The 22654-nt window shown below is 58.6% G+C and carries 20 protein-coding genes; 12 read left to right on the forward strand and 8 right to left on the reverse strand.

What is annotated here, in order from left to right:
- Window positions 1-99: 99 nt before the first annotated feature.
- Window positions 100-516, reverse strand: coding sequence for a YybH family protein (locus tag AC1DYR_RS15685; RefSeq protein ID WP_477705892.1), 417 nt, complete (start codon window positions 514-516; stop codon window positions 100-102).
- A gap of 235 nt (window positions 517-751) precedes the next feature.
- Here AC1DYR_RS15685 and AC1DYR_RS15690 point away from each other — a divergent pair, with 235 nt between their 5' ends.
- From AC1DYR_RS15690 to AC1DYR_RS15720, 7 genes are all read left to right on the forward strand, one after another.
- The gene (locus AC1DYR_RS15690) at window positions 752-1591 is read left to right on the forward strand and encodes a hypothetical protein (protein ID WP_477705893.1); all 840 of its coding nucleotides are present in this window, start codon (window positions 752-754) and stop codon (window positions 1589-1591) included.
- 2 nt (window positions 1592-1593) lie between these two features.
- The gene (locus AC1DYR_RS15695) at window positions 1594-3864 is read left to right on the forward strand and encodes a UvrD-helicase domain-containing protein (protein WP_477705894.1); all 2271 of its coding nucleotides are present in this window, start codon (window positions 1594-1596) and stop codon (window positions 3862-3864) included.
- Window positions 3865-3988: 124 nt separating this feature from the next.
- On the forward strand, window positions 3989-5413 hold the full coding sequence (locus AC1DYR_RS15700; protein WP_477705895.1) for a hypothetical protein: 1425 nt from the start codon (window positions 3989-3991) through the stop codon (window positions 5411-5413).
- Window positions 5414-6322, forward strand: a complete 909-nt coding sequence (locus AC1DYR_RS15705; RefSeq protein WP_477705896.1) for a DNA adenine methylase — start codon at window positions 5414-5416, stop codon at window positions 6320-6322.
- A 360-nt stretch (window positions 6323-6682) separates the two neighbouring features.
- A complete protein-coding gene (locus AC1DYR_RS15710) occupies window positions 6683-9412 on the forward strand; it encodes a polysaccharide deacetylase family protein (protein ID WP_477705897.1) in 2730 nt (909 codons plus the stop codon).
- 183 nt (window positions 9413-9595) lie between these two features.
- Window positions 9596-9982 carry a VOC family protein gene (locus AC1DYR_RS15715; protein WP_477705898.1) on the forward strand — a complete coding sequence of 129 codons (387 nt, stop codon included), beginning with the start codon at window positions 9596-9598 and terminating at the stop codon, window positions 9980-9982.
- Complete coding sequence (locus AC1DYR_RS15720; protein WP_477705899.1) at window positions 9979-10794, forward strand: tRNA-uridine aminocarboxypropyltransferase; 816 nt, start codon at window positions 9979-9981, stop codon at window positions 10792-10794. Before AC1DYR_RS15715 ends, AC1DYR_RS15720 begins: the two co-directional genes overlap by 4 nt.
- On the opposite strand, the gene AC1DYR_RS15725 is transcribed toward AC1DYR_RS15720, so the two are convergent.
- Window positions 10786-11532, reverse strand: coding sequence for an SDR family oxidoreductase (locus AC1DYR_RS15725; RefSeq protein ID WP_477705900.1), 747 nt, complete (start codon window positions 11530-11532; stop codon window positions 10786-10788). The genes AC1DYR_RS15720 and AC1DYR_RS15725 overlap by 9 nt on opposite strands.
- Before the next feature lie 101 nt (window positions 11533-11633).
- Between AC1DYR_RS15725 and AC1DYR_RS15730 the strand changes: the two genes are divergently transcribed.
- From AC1DYR_RS15730 to AC1DYR_RS15745, 4 genes are all read left to right on the forward strand, one after another.
- Complete coding sequence (locus tag AC1DYR_RS15730; protein WP_477705901.1) at window positions 11634-12533, forward strand: AraC family transcriptional regulator; 900 nt, start codon at window positions 11634-11636, stop codon at window positions 12531-12533.
- 246 nt (window positions 12534-12779) lie between these two features.
- Entirely contained in the window at window positions 12780-13148 is a 369-nt protein-coding gene (locus AC1DYR_RS15735) for a hypothetical protein (RefSeq protein WP_477705902.1), read from the forward strand.
- Window positions 13149-13254: 106 nt separating this feature from the next.
- The gene (locus tag AC1DYR_RS15740; protein ID WP_477705903.1) at window positions 13255-14154 is read left to right on the forward strand and encodes a hypothetical protein; all 900 of its coding nucleotides are present in this window, start codon (window positions 13255-13257) and stop codon (window positions 14152-14154) included.
- A gap of 238 nt (window positions 14155-14392) precedes the next feature.
- Complete coding sequence (locus tag AC1DYR_RS15745; protein ID WP_477705904.1) at window positions 14393-15313, forward strand: hypothetical protein; 921 nt, start codon at window positions 14393-14395, stop codon at window positions 15311-15313.
- A gap of 169 nt (window positions 15314-15482) precedes the next feature.
- Here AC1DYR_RS15745 and AC1DYR_RS15750 read toward each other — a convergent pair whose 3' ends face one another.
- The 6 genes from AC1DYR_RS15750 to AC1DYR_RS15775 form a co-directional block, all read right to left on the reverse strand.
- A complete protein-coding gene (locus tag AC1DYR_RS15750) occupies window positions 15483-16181 on the reverse strand; it encodes a B3/B4 domain-containing protein (RefSeq protein WP_477705905.1) in 699 nt (232 codons plus the stop codon).
- A gap of 71 nt (window positions 16182-16252) precedes the next feature.
- Window positions 16253-17149, reverse strand: a complete 897-nt coding sequence (locus AC1DYR_RS15755) for an AraC family transcriptional regulator (protein WP_477705906.1) — start codon at window positions 17147-17149, stop codon at window positions 16253-16255.
- 73 nt (window positions 17150-17222) lie between these two features.
- Window positions 17223-18227, reverse strand: coding sequence for an ABC transporter ATP-binding protein (locus tag AC1DYR_RS15760; protein WP_477705907.1), 1005 nt, complete (start codon window positions 18225-18227; stop codon window positions 17223-17225).
- On the reverse strand, window positions 18224-19198 hold the full coding sequence (locus AC1DYR_RS15765; RefSeq protein ID WP_477705908.1) for an ABC transporter ATP-binding protein: 975 nt from the start codon (window positions 19196-19198) through the stop codon (window positions 18224-18226). The genes AC1DYR_RS15760 and AC1DYR_RS15765 overlap by 4 nt, the downstream gene beginning before the upstream one ends.
- On the reverse strand, window positions 19195-20136 hold the full coding sequence (locus tag AC1DYR_RS15770) for an ABC transporter permease (protein ID WP_477705909.1): 942 nt from the start codon (window positions 20134-20136) through the stop codon (window positions 19195-19197). The genes AC1DYR_RS15765 and AC1DYR_RS15770 overlap by 4 nt, the downstream gene beginning before the upstream one ends.
- Before the next feature lie 16 nt (window positions 20137-20152).
- The gene (locus AC1DYR_RS15775) at window positions 20153-21124 is read right to left on the reverse strand and encodes an ABC transporter permease (RefSeq protein ID WP_477705910.1); all 972 of its coding nucleotides are present in this window, start codon (window positions 21122-21124) and stop codon (window positions 20153-20155) included.
- Window positions 21125-21592: 468 nt separating this feature from the next.
- Between AC1DYR_RS15775 and AC1DYR_RS15780 the strand changes: the two genes are divergently transcribed.
- On the forward strand, window positions 21593-22636 hold the full coding sequence (locus AC1DYR_RS15780) for a porin (RefSeq protein WP_477705911.1): 1044 nt from the start codon (window positions 21593-21595) through the stop codon (window positions 22634-22636).
- The last annotated feature ends 18 nt before the right edge of the window (window positions 22637-22654 follow it).

Below are 22654 nucleotides of genomic sequence, written 5' to 3' on the forward strand. Positions count from 1 at the left end.
CCTGCGGCGGGTCCCTGCCCCTTGCACGGAAAAAGGGGCCGCCCGCCCTATGGCCTCCTCGGGGGGGGGGAAGCTACACGAAGTGAGCGACCGTGGGCGCTAGTGCTTCGCCTCAACCAGTGGGTCCGCATGCCTGTGCACCAGCTTCCAGGCATCACCTTCGCGCCTGAACACTTCGGTCACCCGCAGCTTGTTTGCCACGGGCTCTGGCTCACCCTTCATGCGGGCCTGCGCTTTTTGAATACCCGTCCAGAAGGCAACGGTATCGCCCGCCGCCATGTCAAGAATCTCCAGCTGGGTTGTGCTGCCCGGCTCAAACCGGCCGGCATCCTGCTGGTAGCGCGACCACACTTCCTGCGTGCCCCGCACCACCCCGCCGCCCGGGCTCATAAAAGTGGCCGGTGATTCCTGCGCCACAACACGCCCCAGCGGTGCTGCGTCACCACTGACATATGCGGCTGCGACGTGCTGCCGCTCTTTCATAAGGGTTTTGAAATCCTGCTGCTGTTTGCTCATCTTGCGTCTCCTTAAAAGAACAACGTAAGCCCGGCGCATGGGCAGCGGCGTAGGACAAGGGATGAGGGGGAAAGCGGAGAAATCGCACCGCGACAGGAGTTTGGTGAATATTCACCTACGAAATACATGCGTTCTAGAGTCCGTTACCGCAGAAGCACCCTAGCTGCGACGCGACTTCAGGTCCATGATGGTTGTCACAAAATGTTAAACGCAGAGATGGCGAAAGGGGAAATGCATGGAGTTTTTCGTTCCAGACCCGAACACAGCTGTTCGACAAGGAGATGTGTTGATCGCCCGAGAGCCGATATCCAGCAAGATTGATGAGATATGCGTCGTCATAACGGCAGATTGCGACATCAGCAAAAACAAATTTGGCCGCCACCTTGCATGCCTTCGAATAATTGGTCTCGACAGCTACGTCCGCGATGTATGGGCAGAGAAGAAGTTGAAAAGACTCCGCGAGGACGAGGCCGAAAAGTTGCGCGCGCAAGTCGCGAAATGGCATACGCGCCTCACAGGGTCCCAGAGCCAGTTAACAACGGACGCCGTTATCGCGTGGATTCGTCGAGATACTCCAGAAGTGATTTCTCAATATCTTCAGGTCCCTGAGGATGAGCTAAAGAAGTTTCATGCGGCTCTATCCATGTCTCGGGGGGCGTTGATTGCGCTGGATGACGCCGCAGAAAACGACACTCTCGCCAAGTACGTCACATATAAATCTGCGATTACCAAACAAAACTTTCATCTCTGTCGTCAAGCCGCGGTAAAGCAAGCCCAAAGCGAAACTATTCCGGACGACATATTTTTACTTCCGAGTCTTCCCCAGATCCAAGAGCTCGCCGCAGTCATCATGTTGCGTGAGGTCTTTGGAATTGCTTATGACGCAGTTTGTTATCGATCAACCGATGCGACAACGCGTGATAAGTATCTTCGCGTTGGTCGCCTAAACCCCACATTCAAGTATGCGGTGTCGCAAGCGTTTGGATCTCTATATTCAAGAATTGGCCTGCCCACTGAATATGAGACCAGATGCCGCGATGCAATTCAGAATATCAGCAACTACACCTGGGAGTAGCCGTGCTTAGCATCACCATCGATGAGAAATCCGTATCTGCGGCATCAGCCGGACAACTTGATCTCGATCCACTCTGCAGTGAGCTTTCTCTGCCAGTATCAGACGCTATAACGAAATGCGTGCAAGTTGGAAATCATGGGTATGTCCTCTCGCGATCATTTCAGCCGAACGACGCGCTTCTAACGATTTCGTTTGCCGAAGACGGACCTATCAATAGTCTCACACCGGAGGCTCGTCAAGAAGCGCTTGGACGATTAATCCGCTGCACCACCATGCTAGTGACAGGGCGAACAAAATTCATCCCTACAAGTTGGCGGGCATTTCACAGCAAAAATCGGTTGTCCTTTCAAGCCGACCGACTGCTTCGAAGTAACAATGGTGGTCGCACTGACGCGGGAAGAATCGTTGTTGAGATGTCCCAGGACTCGGGTCAACGCATCTTCGCGTTCTTATTGGATCGTAGTGGCGCAAACGACCTAAGCATCTATCTCCCCGACACACAACTACAGAAGGACGCACTCAACGGAGTAAGCGAAGCACTGGTTCAATCTGAACCAGTAAGCGCTCCCGGAGAGCTTGGAAACGCGGTAACACTTGACACAGACTTGCCAGCCAAATTGCGAGGTCATCTCACGTCGGACGATTGGTACAGCACCCGACTCACCAAGGCACAACGTCAGTTTGTTGATCATCCCCACGATGGGAGCGTTCGACTTGTGGGTCCAGCAGGAACAGGAAAAACTGTTGCGCTAATTGTTAAATGCCTTCGGGAGATCAAAAAATCCAAGTCTGACGGACTCCCAAAGCGCTTTCTGTTTCTTACACATGCCTCCGTGACTGCAACAGCAATTGAAAACCTTGTCTTAAGCATGGAACCGGAGTCTGGAATTGAACTTATTGCATCAGACAAACCTAGGCTAGTGATTACTACGCTTTATGCCCTAGCTAATCGGCAAATGAGATACGACTTGGACGATCTAACACCAGTTTCGTTGGACGGCCATGAAGGTCGTGCTTTTCAGGCGGATGTATTAAATGAAGTCATTGAACAGTATCGCAGCGGCGACTGGATTGCATTTAAGTCTGGCTGCACTCCGCCATTCGCGGCGTACATGGAAGCCGATCACAAATCCGCCGAGCGTCGATTTTTCCTTTGGGAGCTTCTCAACGAATTCGCCTGTGTTCTTGACGCTGAAGGTGTTCGCAGTAGCATGGCTCGGAGAGAACAGTATCTAGGCGAGAAACGGAAGAACTGGATGATGGTGCTCTCTTCCAAAGAAGAGCGGGAAGTCGTCTTAAATCTCTATGACAAGTTTCGTTCCGCGATTAGAGAGTTCAAAGCCATTGGTGGCGATCAGATGGTTACGGATTTTCTTAATCACCTTGATAGCTTTCGCTGGGAGGCGACAAGAGATCAAGAGGGTTTTGATGCCGTCTTTGTTGATGAGCTTCATTTGTTCAATCGACAGGAAAGGATGGTTTTCAGGCATCTTCTGAGGTCGCCAATAGGTGCGCCATCGGTGTACATGGCATACGACGCGAAGCAATCCCCAAGAGATACGTTCCTGAAACTACCCGGGCTTGACAGCGCCCAGCTCGACTTCTGGCGAGATGCGAAGCTCGGAAAAGTAGAGAAGATCGAGTTGGTAGATGTGTTTCGATACTCTCCGCAAATTACTAGAGCACTCTCATGCATCGATGAATCATTCCCCGGGCAAGATCTCGACGACGACTGGCCGAAGTACAGCGGCATATCGCGGACTGATGATGGTCCCATACCAATCATATGCACGACCAAATCAACAGTCGCCACCTATACATTGACTTTTAGAAGAGCTCGTGCGCTTCAGAAAGATCTTGGAAAGAGCGGACGAGTTGCCGTCCTTTGCGCAAGCACTGAGTTATTCAAGCGCTATCTGGAATTCAAGGATCTACGCGATTATTTTGTTGCAGTCACATCTCGAGACGAGGCTTCTGGAATTCCGCTCAGTACCCGAAAATTTCTTTTCAGCATGCCGGAATTTGTAGCAGGCCTCCAGTTTGACACCGTACTTCTTATCGAAGTCAATCAAGGCGAAGTTCCAACTGGACCGTATGCCGCAGCAGCATTGCGGAAGTTTGTTTCACAGGTGTATTTAGGCGCAAGTCGAGCCGAACGGCAGCTCGAGTTTTATGCTTCAGAAGAGCACGGCGGTGTCGCGTCAATCATGTCCCGAGCAGTACTAGCAAAGGCGATTATGACAGTCGATGAGCGTCAACTCGGACGAGAGTGACCTTGCTGGCTACCTGGTCCGTGACTGTCTGGAACATGTAGCGACAACGTGGCGCAGATAGAACTCCCTTCCGAATCATCCGATTAAAAGCAACTCCGTTTTAATAGCTCAAGAAGGAATTGAAGTGGCAACAAAGACGACCAGCTGGAAAACAAGCAACCTAGATCCATTAAAGATTCTGCTTGATGCCAAAAATCCTCGAATCGAAGTAGACGCCAACTCGACTCAGAGCGAGATTCGACTGAAGCTTTTGGAGTTTGAAGATGTATTGGACCTAGCTAGAAATATCGACAAGAGCGGTGGGCTTTTTTATGGGGAAAGGATTATCACTGTTGTCGAAAAAGGAAGGCAAGTGGTTTTGGAAGGAAATCGGCGTGTAGCGGCTTGCCAGATGCTGCTCGATCCCACCTTAGTCCCCGCAACATTCAAATTGCGATTTCCCAGCGCGTCATCTTCTACAAAAGCGACGATTTCACAACTGTCATCAGACATAGCCCCAACTAGAGAAGTCGCAGAACCAATTCTGACAAAAAGACACACCGAGCGTGGAGTTAAGCCATGGTCACCGGTTGCCAAAATGCGCCGAGCGGTTCGTTTATTGGATCGCTTATCGGTGGAGGAAGTTGCGCAATTACTCGGCACATCAAAATCCCAAGTGAAGAAACTGGTTCGTCCATATCGCTTACTTAAATACGCCATGGATTTGAAGGGCTGGTCAGAAGATGAGCGTAAGGTGCTTGAAGACGAAAAACTGAAGACGAATCCGTATACCCGCTTCTTCACACTCAGCGTAACTAAAGAAGTTTTGCAAATACATTTTGACGACGATGAAAATATCGTGAGTGCTTTACCGGCGAAAGTGTTTCAAGAGCAAATGAAACGCATCATTCGTGATTTTCTTATTCCAGATCCGGCAACCGGTCGCCCGCGCTGCGATACCCGAACAGATCCGACTAAATACTTCACCGCACTTATCAACTCCCCAGAGGGAAAAGCTGCAGGTGTTACAGACCCGAGTTCGACCAACGATAGTAAAAAGGACACCGATCCACCGACGACTCGCGACGGACCGTACCGTGGTGGCCCCACTCATGCAGGAGGTAGCCGGCCCACCACACCAAAGGCGTCGGTCTTCTTTGAAAATCTGGAATGCCATATTCAAGATGACCGATTGATTAAGCTCTCTCAAGAAATCAAATCCATAAATCACGAAAAAATGCCAATCACGGCATCGCTATTGACGCGCGCAATATTTGAGTGCGCCCTGGTTTATAAGCTCCAGAAGATGAAACGCTGGGGTGAATTAATCAAGTCAGAAGGAAGAGATCCTGGCCTAGCGGAAATTATTCGATTCTGCGGGAGCTTTAATAATGGGGTTTTCTCGGAACAGAATATCTGCAAAGCACTAAGAAGCCACACTACAGTGCAGGCCAAGAATTATCTCGACGCCATTGCTCATTTGAAGTATCAAGAGGCGGACGCCAGAACGCTAGAGTCTTTGGCCAACAATCTTCGCCAGATAATTCAATACATCCTTGCAGGCCATTAAATGAAGAAAAATAAGCTATTAAGGCGTGAGCCGATTAGCCCATTACGCTACCCTGGAGGCAAAGCCCTCTTGACTGCTTACGTCAGTGGCGTAATCGAAGAGAATCTTCTTTCCGGATGTACGCTATATGAGCCATATGCAGGAGGGGCTTCAGTCTCTCTTGAGTTACTGCGCCTTGGATTCGTGGCTCGGGCGGTACTAATAGAAAGAGATCCGCTGGTGTACGCATTTTGGTGGAGCGTATTTCATGATACCGAGGCTCTGTGCAACGCGATCGCGGCATGCCCGGTAACCATACAAACTTGGCAAGCTCTTCAGTCGACACGAGATGTTGACAATCCYCACGCTTCAAATTTCACACTCCTACAGCTGGGAGCTGCCGGGCTATTTTTTAACCGAACGAACTTCTCCGGCATCATTGGCGCGGGGCCAATCGGTGGGGAAAGTCAGAAATCAATTTACAAGATCGACTGTCGCTTTAACAAGGAAAGGATCATTTCTAAGATAAAAACTCTCGCGAGGTTCTCTGATCGGATTTCAATTCATTTTGGCGATGCCATCGAATTCCTACGTCTTAATACTGAACGCATTAGCGCGGACTTCTCATTCGTCTACATTGACCCCCCTTACTATCTCCAGGGGAAAAAGTTGTATAGGCATTCTTACTCTGATCGAGATCATGCAACTTTGGCTGAATTCATTCGCACTCAAGGCTATCCCTGGCTCTTAAGTTACGACGATCATCCGAGAATTCGTGAGCTTTATGCAAACAACCAGATGCAGCCCATCTACTTGGATTACAAAGTGAAATCAAATAGAACCGCACAGGAACTTGTTATTTCTAATTTGGTCATTCCTCCACCAGTTTATGAAGGGTCTCGTACACGTGAGCTGACTCTGCATGCTTAAGCGATATGGAGCGGCCAGCACTGATCAATAGTCACCGCTTTAACCACTATTGCTTGGTAAATTTTTCTGTGTGTTACACGACTTGGTTGCCGCTGCAAATCTCGATCCGTAGCGGGCTCCCATCATCTCCATGTCCTACGCCGTCTTCCGCCGACGCGCCACACGCTTGGTGCGCGCCTCCAAACCCTTCCTATTTCAAGACGGCCCATGCAGTGCGCGCTGCGCCCAAGCATGCACACGCACAAGTATGTGCTTGGTCATGGCAGACATCGAGGCGCTGAACCTCAACAACAGGGTTAGTACAAAACGCCGGATGGTAGATTCAAAAAAGCCCAGTCCAAGGCTGAATAAAAACAACCCATGAACAAAAAAACCAAGATCGCACTCGTCGCAGCCGGAGGGGCCCTGTTACTGGTAGTGGCCACCGCCATCGTCATTACCCTCGACTCTGACCGTAGCAAGAAAGACGCACCACCGCCGGCCATCACTCTGGCCGCCGCGCCACTCGACACCAGCAAAATCCTGTCAGGCATGCAGGACCTGCTGGCCAGCTACCGAAAAATCATTGTGCTGTTTGCCGATGAGAAAAAGCTGGGTGCGGGTGAGCGGGCCATGGCCAACCAGATGGGGCAGGGGCTGTTTCATGACAACCGTGCGCGGGTAGCGGAGATTGAGGCGCAGCTGGCGGCGCTGGTGGCTTCTGGCAGTGCGCAGCGCTTTGATGCGATTGCGGGCATCCTGGACTATGTGGAAAGCGACAAGAGCCTCTTTGATGCAGACCGGCTGGCTTTTCGGGAGCTGCTGCGCAGCCTGCAGGCCAGTGTGGCGGCTGACTCGTCATTGCCGGCCATCAAGCTGCACAAGCGCATTGGTGAAGACCTGGACGCGCTGGTTGAAATTGAGCGCAACTACGAGAAAGAAATTCGCCTGGTGTTCGGCCGCTTTGAGCCGCGCGCGATTGAGCTGAAGCGTGAGCGCTGGGAAGACTATGTTGCCAGCCTGAAGAAGCGCTACACGCGCGAGCAGATTCTGAAAGACTTTGGCGTGGTGATGCCATACGCGTTGCCCAAGCCCACCACGCGCAAAAGCAAAGACGAGGAAGAGGGCGAGGTGTTTGGCTACAGCCTGCCCCCCAAGACCATCGTGCTGACGTTTGACGACGGCCCGCACGGCGTTTACACGAATGAGATTGCGGCCATCTTGAAGCAGTACAGCGCGCCGGGCATCTTCTTTCAGGTGGGCAGCAACCTGGGCACGGTGGCGGCTGACGGCAAAACCAAGCTGGGGCCGCGCGCAGACATCAGCCGCAAGCTGCTGGAAGCCGGCCACACGCTGGCCAACCACAGCATGACGCACGCGCAGCTTTCCAGGCTCAACGGCGCGGGCCTCAAATCAGAAATGCTGGGCACTGATGAATTGCTGAAAGCGGTGGATGCGCGGCGCTCGCCGCTCTTCCGCTTTCCGTATGGCGCGCGTAACGACGAAGGGCTTGATGTGCTGTCAGCCGCGCACCTGCGCTCTGTCATGTGGAACATTGACTCGCTCGACTGGGCTGACCCGGTGCCCAGCTCGATTGTGGAACGCGTGCTGAAGTCAGTAGAAAAAGAAGGCCGCGGCATTGTGCTGTTTCATGACATTCATGAACGCACCGTCAAGGCGCTGCCGGCCATTCTGGAACGCCTGGTGGCCGACGGCTACCAGTTTGCGAGCTGGGACGGCAGCGGTTTTACCGTAGCCAAGGGCGCGGGCGTGGCGCCCGCCCCGCAGGCGGCCAACCCTGGCTACAGCGATTCTTGGGCCATTGTGATTGGCATTGACGACTACGCCAGCTGGCCCAAGCTGCAGTATGCGGTGCGTGACGCGCGTGCCATTCGCGAAACGTTGATCCAGCGCTTTGCCTTTGCTGCCGACCATGTGATTTCTTTGGAAAACCGTGAGGCCACACGCACCGGCATATTGGCCGCCTTTAACGACAAGCTGGCTCACAGCGGCATGAAGAAAAACGACCGGTTGTTTGTGTTTTTTGCCGGGCACGGCGCCACACGGCAGCTGAGCTCGGGCCGCGATTTGGGCTACATCATTCCGGCAGATTCAGACCCGAACAAGATTGCGACTGACGCGGTGCCGATGACAGAGCTGCAGAACATTGCCGAAAGCCTGACGGCCAAGCATGTGCTGTTTGTGATGGACGCCTGCTACAGCGGGTTGGGCCTGACGCGCGGCGCGGGTTCGGGCAACTTTCTGCGTGACAACGCCAAGCGCCTGGGCCGGCAGATGCTGACGGCCGGCGGCGCCGACCAGCTGGTGGCCGACGGCGGGCCGAACGGGCATTCGGTGTTTACCTGGACGCTGCTGCAGGCGATGGGCGGCAAGGCCGACCTGAATGGTGACGGGCTGATCACCGCGACCGAGCTGGCCGCGTATGTGGCACCGGCCGTGGCGTCGGTGTCGCGGCAGACGCCGGCCTTTGGCAGCCTGCCGGGTTCGGAAGGCGGCGACTTTGTATTTGCGCTGCCGGCAGAGGCCGAGTTTTTAAGCGCGCAGACAAGCCAGTTGTCTGGCGATGCGATTGCACTGAACAGCAAGCTGGACGCCACACGCCCGCCCGCTGCCGCGCCGACCGCCGGCAGTGACGCGCCGGTGGCGGCACCGCCCACGGCAACCGTGGTGGTGAAAGACCTGCAGGGCGGTGAACAGAAAATCACCACGCCGCTGGCGGTGCCCAGCTCGGCACGGCAGCTGGCCCAGCGCGCCAATGACCGCGGCCTGCAACTCTATAAAGAAAAGCTGTATGCCGAGGCCGAAGCCCAGTTCACCGAAGCGCTGAAGCTGCGCCCCGACTTTGCGCTGGCCGCCAACAACCTGGGGTTTGTGTATTTCAAACAAGACAAGTTCAAGGAAGCGGCGCGCTGGTTTGAGAACACCGTGAAGATGGACCCGTCGCGTGCGATTGCCTACCTGAACCTGGGCGACGCCCATGCGCGGGCAGGCGATGGCGAGAAGGCGAAGAAGGCTTTTCGCAACTACCTGGAGCTGGCACCGAACGGGCCGGGCGCAGCCCATGCAAAGCAAGAGCTAGAGAAGGCGTGAAGCAGCCCGGCAATACCTCGCCCGTGACCGTTGCTTGCCTACGCCGTCCCGCACCTGCGCACCGCCCACCTGGCGCGCGGGTGTTTGCCTGGTGATGGCGGACGCATTTGCACAGGTTCCCGGCGCGCTCCATCGACTACCATTTGCTTTCACTCGCACCACGCGAGGTCAATGGAGACAACAATGTTCAGTCATGTCATGGTTGGCGTTAACGACCTTGAAGTTTCAAGGAAGTTTTACGACGCACTGCTCGGCACGCTCGGAATCAAACCCGGGTATGCCAACAAGAACCGCTATTTCTACCGCAGCCCGACGGGCACCTTTGCGATCTCCACGCCCATCAATGGTGAAGCCGCCTGCCATGGCAATGGCAGCACCATTGGCTTCACCATGGCGTCGCCAGAACAGGCGAATGCCTTTCATGCGGCGGGCATCGCCCATGGCGGCACCACCTGTGAAGAGCCGCCGGGCTTTCGTGACGGCCCGGTGGGGGGCAAGCTTTACCTGGCCTATTTGCGTGACCCTGACGGCAACAAGCTCTGCGCGATGTACCGCCCCCCTAAAGAATGAACGTCAGCCTTTCGGCAACACCGGCACACCCGCTCCCCCATGCGGTTTCGCGCCTGCGCACTGCGCGGCTGGCGCGCGCCTCCAAACCATTCCTGGCCCGTGGCGGCCCGCGCAATGCGCGCTGCGACGGTTGCCGCCTGATGGCCAGCCACTGCATGTGTGCCCTTCGCCCCACCGTGCCCACGCGCGCGGGTGTGTGCCTGATCATGGCAGACATCGAGGCGCTGAAACCCAGCAACACGGGCTGGCTGATTGCCGATGTGGTGGCGGACACGTTTGCATTTGAGTGGGCGCGCACCGAGGTAGACCCTGCGTTGATTGCCCTGCTGGCCGACCCGCAGTGGCAGCCCTACCTGGTGTTTCCGGGCGAGTTTGTGGCGGCTGAGCGGGTGGTGGCGGATGTGTTGCCTGCCGGCTCATCAGATAGCCAGAATGCCAAACGCGCCAAACGTCCGCTGTTTGTGCTGCTCGACGCGACCTGGCCCGAGGCACGCAAGATGTTTCGCAAGAGCCCCTACTTGGACAAGTTGCCGGTGCTGAGTTTGCAGAGCGAACAGCTCTCTCGCTACAAGCTGCGCCGCTCGCAACGCGACACGCACTTCTGCACGTCTGAAGTGGCCGCCCTGTGCCTGGAGCTGGCCGGTGAAACACATGCAGCGCAAACGCTGGAGGCTTACCTGGATGTGTTTACCAACCGCTATTTAAAAGCCAAGCAGCAACAGCCTTTGGATCTGGAAGATGCGGCACACCAGCGACTGCGCGGGCTGGCATCTGCCAGCATTGCGCAGCTTTGCGGCTCGGCTTCAGCGTAACTGAGCAAGTGCCTCGGCATCTGCACCGGCGGGAATTCGAAGCGGACACGAAGGGTCAGTGACTGCTCGCCACACTGCTTCTGCCACGTCCCGCGCGTGCGTGACCGGGCCCGACGACTGCCCCATCGCGGCGAAGACACTCTGCACAAAACCGGCATACGCCTCTGGTGCCCCTGCCTGCATGCGGAGCTGGGCGTTTTTGCTGAAAGGCGTTTCAGGAGACCGCCCGGGAAGGACGAGGTTCACGCGGACATTGAAGGGCTGGAGTTCAAGCGCAAGCGACTCGGTGAAGGCGTTGACGGCCGCCTTGCTGGCGGTGTACACCGAAAGCAGCGGGAGCGGCTTCAGGGTGGTGCTTGACGAGACATTCACGATAACACCCGACCTGCGCTGCGTGAACTGGGGCAGCACTGCCTGGGTCATCATCAACGTGCCCATCGTGTTGGTTTCGAAGACCTCGCGGGCCAGCGCGGTGGAGCTGCCTTCAAAAACACCCAGCAAGCCGATGCCCGCGTTGTTGACCAGCACGTCGATGGGCCCTGCGGCTGCCACGGCCTGCCGGATGCTTTCCGGATCGGCGACGTCGAGCGCGAGGATGCGCAGGCGCTCGGAGCGGGGCAGCACGTCCTCACGCGGGGTGCGCATCGTGGCGACGACATGCCAGTCACGGTCCAGAAAATACCTGGCGGTCTCAAGGCCAAAGCCGGATGAGCATCCGGTAATCAGAACGGTTTTCATACCAAAATCCATCTCAGTAGTTGCGGTACCGGGAAGATTAGGGCTTAATGGCCGGACTTTCTACAACCAAAAGTCCGTATTTCTTGTCTGAGAGTCCGTCCATGACTGATCCGCTCACTGAGGTGGTCACACTGCTCCAACCGGGGGCCCAGCTGTCCAAGATCGTCAGCGGCGCAGGCGCCTGGGCTGTGCGCCGCGAAGAAGCGGGGCGGCCCTTTTACTGCGTGATCCTGGAGGGTTCTTGCCGGCTCGACGCTGACGGCCAGGAGCCGATCACTCTGCAGGAAGGCGACTTTGTGTTGATTCCGTCGGCGCATGGCTTCACGATGTCGAGCCTTGAAATGCCGACCCCTGATGGGGTTGACCCCTCAACCATCTCCTTCCTTGAGGGTGAAACGCGGCACGGCATTCCGGGCGGCCCGCCCGACGTTCGTTTGCTGGTGGGCTATTGCGCCTTTGGCTCGCCGGATGCGGCCCTGCTGGTGACGCTCCTTCCAGAACTCGTGCATGTTCGCGGCGAGAGCCGGCTGGCCGCCCTGGTGCAGCTGGTGGTGGACGAGTCCCGCGCGCAGCGGCCTGCGCGCGATGTCATCCTGGCGCGCTTGCTGGAGGTGCTGTTTATTGAAGCCCTCCGGTCAAGCGCTGGAACCGCGGCGTCGCCAGGCCTCGTGCGCGGGCTTGCCGACGCACGGCTCGCGGTGGCCATTCGAAAGATGCACGAAAACCCGACCCAGCCCTGGACAGTCGCGCAACTGGCAAAAGAAGCCGCCCTTTCCCGCTCGACTTTTTTTGAGCGCTTCAGCCGTGCCGTGGGTGTCGCGCCGATGGAATACCTGCTGGCCTGGCGAATGGCCATGGCCAAAAACCTGCTGCGCCGCAAGGAAGCTGGCATTGCCGAAGTGGCGCAACGCGTCGGCTACAGCTCGGCCAGCACGTTCAACGTGGCGTTCACCCGGTATGTTGGGCTGCCGCCGGGGCGTTATGCCAGGGAGCAGGCTTAGGGCAACGCTGAACAAGTCCCGCGCGCGCTGCGCATCCCTGCCTGGAACGGTCTGCGGCGTTGCAAATCCTCGCCATAGCTATGGCTATGGCTGCGGTTTGCGCCTTGCATCCCATCCCCATGCAGGGCGCGCCGCATCGCGGGGACTTATTCAGCGTCGCCTTAGCCGGCCCGCGAAACGCAAACGGCGCACGCAGCCTCATTGCCACATCGTCCACACTATCAGCCATCAACTCAGCACCTATTCATGAACAGACCCACCTACTTGCGCAAGCGGCCTTCTTCGTCGGACGAGAGCGAAGGCCTGTTGTGGCGGCTGGTGGCTGCGCTGGTGGCGGTGCCGCTTTTTGAAGTGTCACTGCTTCTGGGCCTGTACCTGCTTTATCCGTCACGCGGCATGGCGTACGTTTTCCTGTCGATCCCGCTGTGGATGCACGGTGTGTACGCAGGCACGGCCGCGCTGGTTGGTTTGCTGTTTGGCTTTAACGGCATCACCTGGCTGCTGGGCCACCTCTTCATGACGCACCATGAAAACGAACGCAACCGGCTGGTAACGGCGCTGCTGTGGGGCGGGCTGGCGGGGCTGGCGTTTGTGGCTTCGCGCTTTGTGCCTTAGTGCCTTGGTGCCTTGGTCCGCGTACTGACATCTGCTTGCATTGAGCCCGGCGCAACCATGCTGCCGCTGCAATACAGTCACTTCCTTCTTCACCTTCTGGATACCCATGCGCCCAAGCTCCCGGCCTCTTTGCACCACGCTTGCCACCTTCGCCCTCACCGTGCTGCCGCTGGCCGGCGCGCAGGCGGTTACCCCGGCTGAACAGCCGTATGTCGGTGGCTACACCCAGGGCTCGGTCGATTCGCGTGCGCAGCTGATGCTGCTGGACGACAACACGTTTTGTTTTAGTTTCATGGGTGGCTCGCTCGACATGCTGGCCGGCGGGCGCTGGAAGGCCGAGGGCAACGGTGTGCGCCTGCAGGAGGTACGGCAAAACGGCTCCGTCTTCCCTGTCTTTGGCAAGCAGGTGCTTGAGCAGAAACAGACCGTGGAGTTTGACTTTCATGGCCACTCGCTCTCGCGCGCGGCGTCGGTCGCGTTTGCCACGGGCACCGACGAGGCCTTGCCGACCAGCCTGCGCCGGCTCTTCAAGGACGGCCACAACGGCTGGTCATCAAGCTACAAGCTGCCGCCCATGCCGGTGGCGCAGGTGCGCTACTTTTATATCGCCGACGCGGAAGTGGATGCCAACGGCCAGCCCAAACAGCTGCGCGTGGTGCAGTACCGGCGCGGCGACGCGAACACGCTGCGCGTGGGCTACAACCCGGCGTTTGGCAACCCGCCGCTGAACCAGCTTGCCACGCTGAAAGATGGTGAGGTGCTGCATGTAGACGGCAGCCGCTTTGGCCCGCGCAAGGAGCTGCCGGAAAAAGCCCTGGAAAGAATACGCTCGGCCTGCATACGGCCAGCGCTGGCCGAGCCCAAACGCCCCAGCGAAGAAGAAGCCGCAGAGATAGCGGCCGGACGCGCGACGTCCGTGAAACAGCCGCCGCTGGTGCCGGTGAAAACTTTTAATCTGCCGCTGACGGCCCTGCAGGGCGCGCCTTACTTTTCTGAAGACAAGTAGGCCGGATGATTTGCCGGAGTGGCTGCCAGAGCGGCCACCCGCTGCTCCTGAATTAATAGCGACTCGCGCACATTCTTATTGGGCTGCAGGCATATTTGATGCCTGAAAATGCTCTACAAGCCTGTTTCCACTGCCCGGGCCGCTTCAGCGCACTGAAGTCCTGTTATTGATACCGGCGCAGCCAGGGCACCCGCTGTAATACATTCATGGGCTTCAACACCCACCGGACTCACTGCCCATGCGCTCCATCTCCCAGCCTCTTGGCACCACGCTTGCCGCCTTCGCCCTCACCTTGCTGCCGATGGCCGGCGCGCACGCGGTGACCGCGGATGAAAAGCCTTATGTGGGTGGCTACACGCAAGGCTCGGTCGATTCGCGTGCGCAGCTGATGCTGCTGGACGACAACACCTTCTGCTTTACCTTCATGGGCGGCTCGCTCGACATGCTGGCCGGCGGGCGCTGGAAGGCCGAGGGCAACGGTGTGCGCCTGCAGGAAGTTCGGCAAAACGGTGCGATCTTCCCCGCCTACGGCAAACAGGTGCCTGAGCAGAAAGAGACGGTGGCGTTTGACTTTCACGGCTATTCGCTTTCCAACGCAACGTCTGCCGTGTTTGCCACTTCCGGCAACGACGCGCTGCCCACTACGCTGCGGCCGCTGTTCAAGGAAGACCAGAGCAACTGGTCTGACAGCTACAAGCTGCCGCCCCTGCCGGTGGCGCAGGTGCGCTACTTTTATATAGGCGACGTGGAGGTGGACGCCAACCGCCAGCCCAAACGGCTGCGCGTGGTGCAGTACCGGCGCGGCGACGCGAACACGCTGGCCGTGGGCTACGACCAGTCGTTTGGCAACCCGCCGCTGAACCTCTCTGCCACGCTGAAGGGCGAGGTGCTGCATGTGGACGGCAGCCGCTTTGGCAAACGCGACGAGCTGCCGGGCGAAATCCTTGAAGGCATACGCGCAGCCTGCATACGGCCGGCGCTGGTGCCGGGCGCCAAACGCCCGGCGGAAGAGGGCAGCGAAGAAGAAGCGGCAGAAAAAGCCGCAGCGGCCATTGGCAAGGTGGTGGTGAAGAATGCACCCCTGGTGCCGGTGAAAACGTTTTACCTGCCGCTAACGGCGATGCAGGGGGCGCCGTACTTTCCCGGCACGGAGAAGTAAATCCAGTTCACATTGGCTGCGCGGGGCAGCCTCACGCTGCTACCAAATTAATAGCTGCTCGTGCATGCGCTGATTGGGCCGCAGCCCCTTTTGACCCTTGAAAACGACCAAAACAGGTCAAAAATATGCCCCAGACGGCCTGGCAAGCTTGCCGCAGCCTTCCAGCACGCTAAAAATCAAACTGCGGCGCGCTGCTGCTCAGTACCGCGGTGACAGGCGCGGCCGGCCAGGTGGCGCCCAGCTCGGCAGCGAGTGTGCTGATGAGGTGGCGCACGTCGTCTGCCGCCGTGGCGTGCAGGGCTTCGGCCACGATGAGGACGCTGTGCGTGGCGGCGCTGACGGCCGAGAGACCGCTTTGCCGATTAGTCCAGCGGCGGGCGTGGGCTGCGGGCGGCTGGGCTGCGTCGGCAAAGATGACTTCGTGCGGCTCGGGGTTTTCTGTTTCGTGGCCGAAGGTGAGGTAGTGTTCAGCGCCGGTGGCGTAGCGCACCTCCAGCTGCTGCGCCACATGCGTGACATCAAACACGGCGATGGGAATGGCGAACGCGATTGACACGGCGTTGCACAGGTCAACCAGCGGGTGCAGCTGCGGCAGCGAACCTTCCTTGCGGAAGCGGCGCAGCAGTGATTCAGATGCGCAGCGGTATTGCGTGGGCTTGAGGCCCATTCTTGAAAAGGTACGGCGCCAGGCCTGCACTTCGGGCAGCTCGCCTTCGGCACGCGTGGCCAGGCGGCCAGCGGCGATGGCGTTGAAGCGGGCAACCTGGGCTGAGACGTCTGCGTCGGCCGTGATGCCGCTGACGGCCAGCACACCAGGCACCAGTTCGGGGTAGTCGGCCCAGATGGCCGGGGAATGGCGGAAGAACATGCGCGGCTGCCTTCTTTTAAAAAGTGACACAGCGGCCAGCATGCCGCCGCGTACGCCGGCCGTCTTGAACGTTATTGCAGCGGGGTTTTATTCATGGCCTGCTGCCACGCGCCGGGCGTAAAGCCAAACTGGCGGGCAAACAGTCGCGTCATGTGGCTCTGGTCGGCAAAGCCGCAGGCGGCGGCCACTTGCGCCAGCCCGGCGCCGCTGCGAATGAGGCTGCGCGCACGCTCGGCACGCTTCTGCAGCAACCAGGCGTGGGGCGTGAGGCCAAAAGCTTTTTCAAAACGGCGCAGCAGCTGAAACTTGCTGAGGCCAGCCGTGCGCGCCAGCTCCGTCAACGTGGGCGGGGCAAGCAAGTCTGCGGCCAGGTAGTCGCGGGCGCGGAGCAGCTCAGGTGAAGACGATGAAAGAGCTGATGTGTGCGATGAGACTTGCGATGGCGTGACGGGTGAAACAATATGGCGGTGTAGCAGCAGGGCGCAGGCGCGGACCAGCGACTCTTCACACGCGAGGGCATCCACCCCGCTGCGCCCCGCACCGGCGTCCCACTGCTGCAGGCGGCCGAGCAGGTGTTGCAACGCTGTGCGCAGGCGCACGTCTTGCGTGACGGGGCGCGTGAGTTCGATGTCTGTGGCCAGCGAGCTACCTGGCGCATCGGCCACCAGGGACGCGATGACCGCGGGCTCAAAGTACAGCATGCGCCAGCGACGCGAAGGGCCGCCCAGCGGCCGGCCATCATGCACCTCACCAGGGTTGCACATGATGACGTCACCCGCATAGGCATTGACCAGGCCGCGCCCGCTGGCCGAGCTTTGCGCGCCCTGCTCCATCAGCCCCACGCCATACACCGCATGCCAGTGGCGACCGAAGTGGCGCGCGCTTTCCATCTGCGTGGCGTAAATGCCGGCCCACGGCGAGCCGAAGACGCGGCCCTGGTGGGCGGGTGGTGCAGCTGAGGAGGGCATGGGCGCCATGATGCCTCGGGAATACGCGACGCACCAGCCCTCCCGGCGCCCTCCCTCAAGACGGCGCCCGGTGTCAGGGCTCCGCGGCTTTTGAAACGGTGGTATTCAGATGGCAGGCCGAGATGTGCGACGGCGCGACTTCGATCAGGGCCGGCCGGACTTCCCGGCAAATGGGCATGACATGCGGACACCGGGGGTGAAATGCGCAGCCGCTGGGCACGTTCATCGGGCTCGGCATCTCGCCTGCAATCGGCCTGTACGTCAGCGGTTTTGCATCCATGCGCGGCGCGTCGGCAATGAGTGCCTTCGTGTAGGGATGGTTGGGTTGATTGAAGAGCGTCTCTGTTTTGGCCAGCTCCACAATGCGGCCGAGGTACATGATCGCGACCCGGTCGGCCAGGTATTCCACCACCGCCAGGTTGTGGCTGATGAACAGGTAGGCAAGGTTCTGCTCCCGCCTGAGCTTCTGGAAGAGATTGAGAACCTGCGCCTGGATGGACACGTCAAGCGCCGAAACGGCCTCATCACAGACGACAAGCGACGGCTTCAGGGCCAGCGCCCTTGCGATGGCGATTCGCTGCCGCTGCCCACCCGAGAACTGGTGCGGATAGCGTTCGCCGTAACTGGCGTCAAGACCCACCTGTTCCAGGAGGCCTCTCACGAACGGGGCCTTGTCCTTTGCGGAAATCAGCCCGTGATAGATCGCCGCCTCGCTGAGGAGCTGGTCAACACGCAACCGCGGATTGAGCGAGCCATAGGGGTTTTGAAAGACCATCTGGACGTTTCGATGGACATCCGAAAGATAGGGCTTGCCTGGCACCTGGTGAACCACAACGTCACCGTTGGACGGTTCCAGAATGCCCGCCACAATCCGCCCGAAGGTTGATTTTCCGCAGCCCGACTCACCCACCAGGCCGACCACCTCCCCCGCCTCGATCTGCAGGCTGACGTCACTCACTGCGGACACCTGCTTTGGTGTCTTGCGGGCCAGCTTCAATTTATGCGCCAGTTGCCCGCTCCAGGTTTGCGCGGCACCAAACCGTTTCGAGACATTGGCAGCTTCAAGTATCGTGGTCATGAGTTGTGGGTGGTATAGGGATGAAAGCAAAGAAACTCCCGGTCATCTGTCCGGGTCAGGCCGGGCATCTTTGTGCACGCTTGCGTTGCCCGGCTGCATCGGGGTGCGAACGCGCAACCGGACGGCAGGTTGAGCAAGGGTGGCGTACTTCCGGGAATGGGCTTGAGCAGGGAGCCGCGATCCTGTGACTTGGGCAATGAGTCGATCAACCCGCGTGTGTAAGGATGTCTTGGCGACCTGATCACGTCTGCGACCGCGCCTTTCTCGACAATGCGGCCGGCATACATCACACACACGTAGTCCGCGAGGTCTTTCACCACGCTCAGATCGTGCGTTATCCATACCAGTCCCGTTCCTCGCTCCTTTGTCAGCTTGCGGATCTGATAAAGGATCTGCGCCTGGATCGTGACGTCGAGGGCGGTCGTTGGCTCGTCGGCGATGATCACGGCCGGCTCATTGACGATGGCGTTTGCGATCGCTATTCGCTGGCGCATGCCACCCGACAATTCATGCGGATACGCCCGCATCCGTTCGGCCGGCGCTGGTATTCCCACCGCGGCCAACGCAGCGCATGCCCGCTCCGTGGCATCTGACCGGGATACTTTGGCGTGAATCCGGATGGTTTCCGTCAACTGGTCTCCTACCCGGATAACAGGGTTGAGCGACATCATGGGGTCCTGGAAAACCATCGCCATCTCTTTGCCCCGAATCCTGTTCCATTCGCGTGCGGAGACGGAGCGCAGGTTATTTCCCCGAAGGAGGATTTCACCGGCAACGATTCGACCGGGAGGATCCACCAGGTTCATCAGGGACATTGCCGTCACGGACTTCCCCGATCCCGACTCGCCCACCAGGGCAACGATTTGCCCTTGCCCGACGGAGAAGGAAACGTCGTTCACCGCCTTGGCGACACCGGCCTTGGTCTCGAAATGGGTCGTGAGCCCACTGACCTTTAACGCACTTGTGCTCATACCTGATCCAGCTTGGGGTTGAAAACAACACGCAGGCGATCACCGATCAGGTTGATCGACCCCACCAGAAGCACCAATGCCAACCCCGGATAGACCGAGATCCAGTATTTGTTCGTGAGCATGTACTCGAAGCCATTGGCAATCAGCAGCCCCAGCGAAGGTTCTGTCTGGGGAAGCCCTATGCCCAGGAAGCTCATCGTTGCCTCCAGGCTGATGGCGTGCGCCGTCTGCAGGGTGCCCGTGACGATCAGCGTTCCCATGCAGTTCGGCAGCACGTGCCTGAACATGATCCGCCTGGGAGGCAGGCCTTGCCCCATCGCGGCCTCCACGTACTCCTTCTGTTGCTCCACCAGCGCGGCCCCGCGCACGTTGCGGGCGTAGTAAGCCCATTGAACAATGATCAGGGCCAGCAGGGTCTTGTCGACGCCCTGGCCCAGCGACGCCAAAAGCACCAGGGCGATCAGGATGGCCGGCAGGCTCAGCTGCAAGTCGACGATGCGCATGAAAAATGAATCCACACGCCCGCCAAAATAGGCGGCCGTCAGCCCCACTGTTGTTCCGATGCAAAGCGCGGCCAGTGCACTCAGAAGGCCGACCGCCATGCTGATGCGAAGCCCGTAGAAGATTGCGCTGATCAGGTCCCGCCCGGCGCCATCGGTGCCGAGGACGTGCAGCATCCCGCTCACTTCGCTGCGCGCACCCGGAATGAGTTCGGCGTCCACGATGGATACGGAGGCCAGGTCGTACGGATTCTGCGGTGAGAAAAGCGGTGCGCCCAATGCCACGATGAGCAGCAGCCCGAAGACCACAAGCGCTGCGAATGCAATTTTGCTGAGCAGGAATTGCCGACGGATGCGGCTCCAGGGGGTTTGCGCCGGCTGCGGTGCCGGCGGGTCCGCCGGTTTTTTTTCCGGATTCAATGATTCGGTCTGGATCATGGGGTCACCTCTTTTTTTATTTGCTGCGGGCTCTGAGCCGGGGATCAAGAATCACATACAGGAGATCGACCAGAAGGTTGATGGAGACCACCAGAAGGACGGTGACCATCAGGTAGGCCACGACAACCGGCCTGTCGAGATGAAGGATCGAGTCAATGATGAGTTTGCCCATGCCCGGCCATGCAAAGACCGATTCGGTCACCACGGAGAAAGCGATGAGGTGACCGAACTCAAGCCCGACGGCGGTGACAACGGGGATCATCACATTCGGGGCAATGTGCCTCATCAGGAGCCTTAGCCCGGACACGCCTTTGGCACGCGCGAACCGCACGTATTCCTGTTGCACCACATCGCGGGTTCCGGTCTCCGTCAGGCGGATCACCATGGCGATCTGGAATATGGCGAGCGTCGTCGCCGGAAGAATCATGTGCTTGAGGCCGTCCCATGTCAGGAAGCTGAAGGCGATGCCGAAGAGCTGTTCGGTGTCACCTCGCCCGCCCGACGGAAGCCATCCCAGGTTCACGGAAAAGATGAGGATGAGGATGAGCCCCTTCCAGAAGGTGGGAATGGTGACCCCCGCGATCGAAAATCCGGCAATGAGCTTGTGAACCCAGGAGTCCGGCATCAAGCCCGCGACGAGCCCGAGAGGGATACCGATGGCCAGCGCCAGTATCAGCGCGACAAACGCCATCTCCAGGGTTGCGGGCATGCGCTCCAGGACAATTCCCAGCGCCGGCCGGTTGAAGACAAACGATTTGCCAAGGTCTCCCTCGGCAGCGTGTTTCACAAACAGCGCGTATTGCTCGTAGATCGGCCGGTCCAGCCCCAGGCTGCGCGCCGCGACCTCCACCTCTTCGGTGGAGGCATTCGGGCTGACGAGCAGGTGTATGGGGTCGCCAATGAGATGAATGCCCGTAAACGCGATGGCAGACATCAGCGCAACAACGACGAGACTGTCGCGCATTCGCTGGAATATGGGGCCAAACATCAGATTGCGTCCTTATCTCTGCCTGCGACACGGGCCAACACCCGCCCACATCGCACGCCGCTTCGCTCGAGCCCGCGGCCTCCACCCGGGGAGGCCGCAACAGGCCCCCTATTGCACGTCACTTTCATCAAAAACTCCAGTCAGCGGGAGGCCTCCCGCTGATACGTCACGTTCGCACAACTGCTCGCAATTTAGGGGCCAACCAACACCCTTGCCAGCTTTCACCTTGTGCATTCGCGGCAACAGCGCCGCGAAATTTCTTGACAGTCATCACCGCTTCATGATCTAGTTGTAACGCTGTTTGATACAGTGTATCGCTAGTCAATACAACAAAGCAAGCGAATTTTTCAGGATTTATGACGGTCGGCGAGGAGGGAAGCAGGAAAGACCAGGGCGAACTGCGCCCGTGAACACCCGTGCGGCGGCGAATGATTCGCCGCCATTTACAAAACTTTTCAGGAGTGAGAAATGAAATTGAAGATAGCCTGCCTGGCTGCGATTGGCGCCGGCGCAATAACCGCAATAGCCCCTGTTGCCGCGCTGGCGCAAAGCACAGTAACCCTATACGGAAGGGTTGACACGAGCTTTGAGAACTCAAAGACCGGCTCGGTCTCGCAGACGCTGATCACGGGCAACGCGTCCCGGTTCGGCTTCAAGGGAACCGAGGACCTGGGCGGAGGGCTTAAAGCCTTCTTTGGGATCGAGGCCGCGATCTCTTCCGACACCGGAGCGACGACCTCGCCGATGTACCGCAATTCGTTCGTGGGATTAGGCGGCGACTTCGGGGTGGTCAATATCGGGCGCATCGACTCAGCCGCGCCCAGCCGCACGCCGATCTATGCGATCCTGGGCCGCAATGTGGAGTACGTCATCCACGATGCCGGTGCCACCGCGATTGGCTCCTCCATCTTCAACGCGCGCACACGTGTCTCGAACGCCATCGGCTACGCCAGCCCGGTGATCAGCAACTTCGTCTTCCGCGCCGGCCATTACTTCAACGGTGAAGGCCTGACCGAAGCCCCGGCCGGCCCGGTCCGCTTTGAGAGCGACTACAAGCAGACCGATGTCTCGCTGAGCTACGGCGAAGGCGGCGGCCCGCTGGGCCTGGGCGTCGGCTACGGAAGGGACAGCAAACGCGGTGGTGCCTTGCTCAATGATTTCAGGAACAAGTGGATGCTGGTGGGCTCCTATGACTTCGGTGATATCCGGGCCTGGGCGGTTTACAACCGTGACAATTTTGAGGGCAACGCGCTGTCGCGCAGCAAGGTGGCGGCGCAGATGATCGGCGCCTCCTGGGACATCACGCCCAGCAGCAAGGTCATGGCCAACTACATCCGCAAGGATGTGCAGAGCGATCCTGCGGCCAAGCTCAAGCGTTTCCAGGCGGGCTATTCCTACAAGATGAGCAACCGCACTTCGCTGTACGCCTTCTACGACCGGAACGATCCCAACAACCGCGTCGCCAATGACGTGATCCGTGTTTACGGGGTTGGCATTCAGCACAACTTCTGAGCGCCAGGAGCTGGCGTA

This window comes from Polaromonas sp. P1_F9 (assembly GCF_056405615.1).

Coding starts and splice junctions, on each gene's coding strand:
- AC1DYR_RS15685 (WP_477705892.1), bottom strand. CDS start 516: ATGAGCAAACAGCAGCAGGATTTCAAAACCCTTATGAAAGAGCGGCAG.
- AC1DYR_RS15690 (WP_477705893.1), top strand. CDS start 752: ATGGAGTTTTTCGTTCCAGACCCGAACACAGCTGTTCGACAAGGAGAT.
- AC1DYR_RS15710 (WP_477705897.1), top strand. CDS start 6,683: ATGAACAAAAAAACCAAGATCGCACTCGTCGCAGCCGGAGGGGCCCTG.
- AC1DYR_RS15715 (WP_477705898.1), top strand. CDS start 9,596: ATGTTCAGTCATGTCATGGTTGGCGTTAACGACCTTGAAGTTTCAAGG.
- AC1DYR_RS15720 (WP_477705899.1), top strand. CDS start 9,979: ATGAACGTCAGCCTTTCGGCAACACCGGCACACCCGCTCCCCCATGCG.
- AC1DYR_RS15725 (WP_477705900.1), bottom strand. CDS start 11,532: ATGAAAACCGTTCTGATTACCGGATGCTCATCCGGCTTTGGCCTTGAG.
- AC1DYR_RS15730 (WP_477705901.1), top strand. CDS start 11,634: ATGACTGATCCGCTCACTGAGGTGGTCACACTGCTCCAACCGGGGGCC.
- AC1DYR_RS15735 (WP_477705902.1), top strand. CDS start 12,780: ATGAACAGACCCACCTACTTGCGCAAGCGGCCTTCTTCGTCGGACGAG.
- AC1DYR_RS15740 (WP_477705903.1), top strand. CDS start 13,255: ATGCGCCCAAGCTCCCGGCCTCTTTGCACCACGCTTGCCACCTTCGCC.
- AC1DYR_RS15745 (WP_477705904.1), top strand. CDS start 14,393: ATGCGCTCCATCTCCCAGCCTCTTGGCACCACGCTTGCCGCCTTCGCC.
- AC1DYR_RS15750 (WP_477705905.1), bottom strand. CDS start 16,181: ATGTTCTTCCGCCATTCCCCGGCCATCTGGGCCGACTACCCCGAACTG.
- AC1DYR_RS15755 (WP_477705906.1), bottom strand. CDS start 17,149: ATGCCCTCCTCAGCTGCACCACCCGCCCACCAGGGCCGCGTCTTCGGC.
- AC1DYR_RS15760 (WP_477705907.1), bottom strand. CDS start 18,227: ATGACCACGATACTTGAAGCTGCCAATGTCTCGAAACGGTTTGGTGCC.
- AC1DYR_RS15765 (WP_477705908.1), bottom strand. CDS start 19,198: ATGAGCACAAGTGCGTTAAAGGTCAGTGGGCTCACGACCCATTTCGAG.
- AC1DYR_RS15770 (WP_477705909.1), bottom strand. CDS start 20,136: ATGATCCAGACCGAATCATTGAATCCGGAAAAAAAACCGGCGGACCCG.
- AC1DYR_RS15775 (WP_477705910.1), bottom strand. CDS start 21,124: ATGTTTGGCCCCATATTCCAGCGAATGCGCGACAGTCTCGTCGTTGTT.
- AC1DYR_RS15780 (WP_477705911.1), top strand. CDS start 21,593: ATGAAATTGAAGATAGCCTGCCTGGCTGCGATTGGCGCCGGCGCAATA.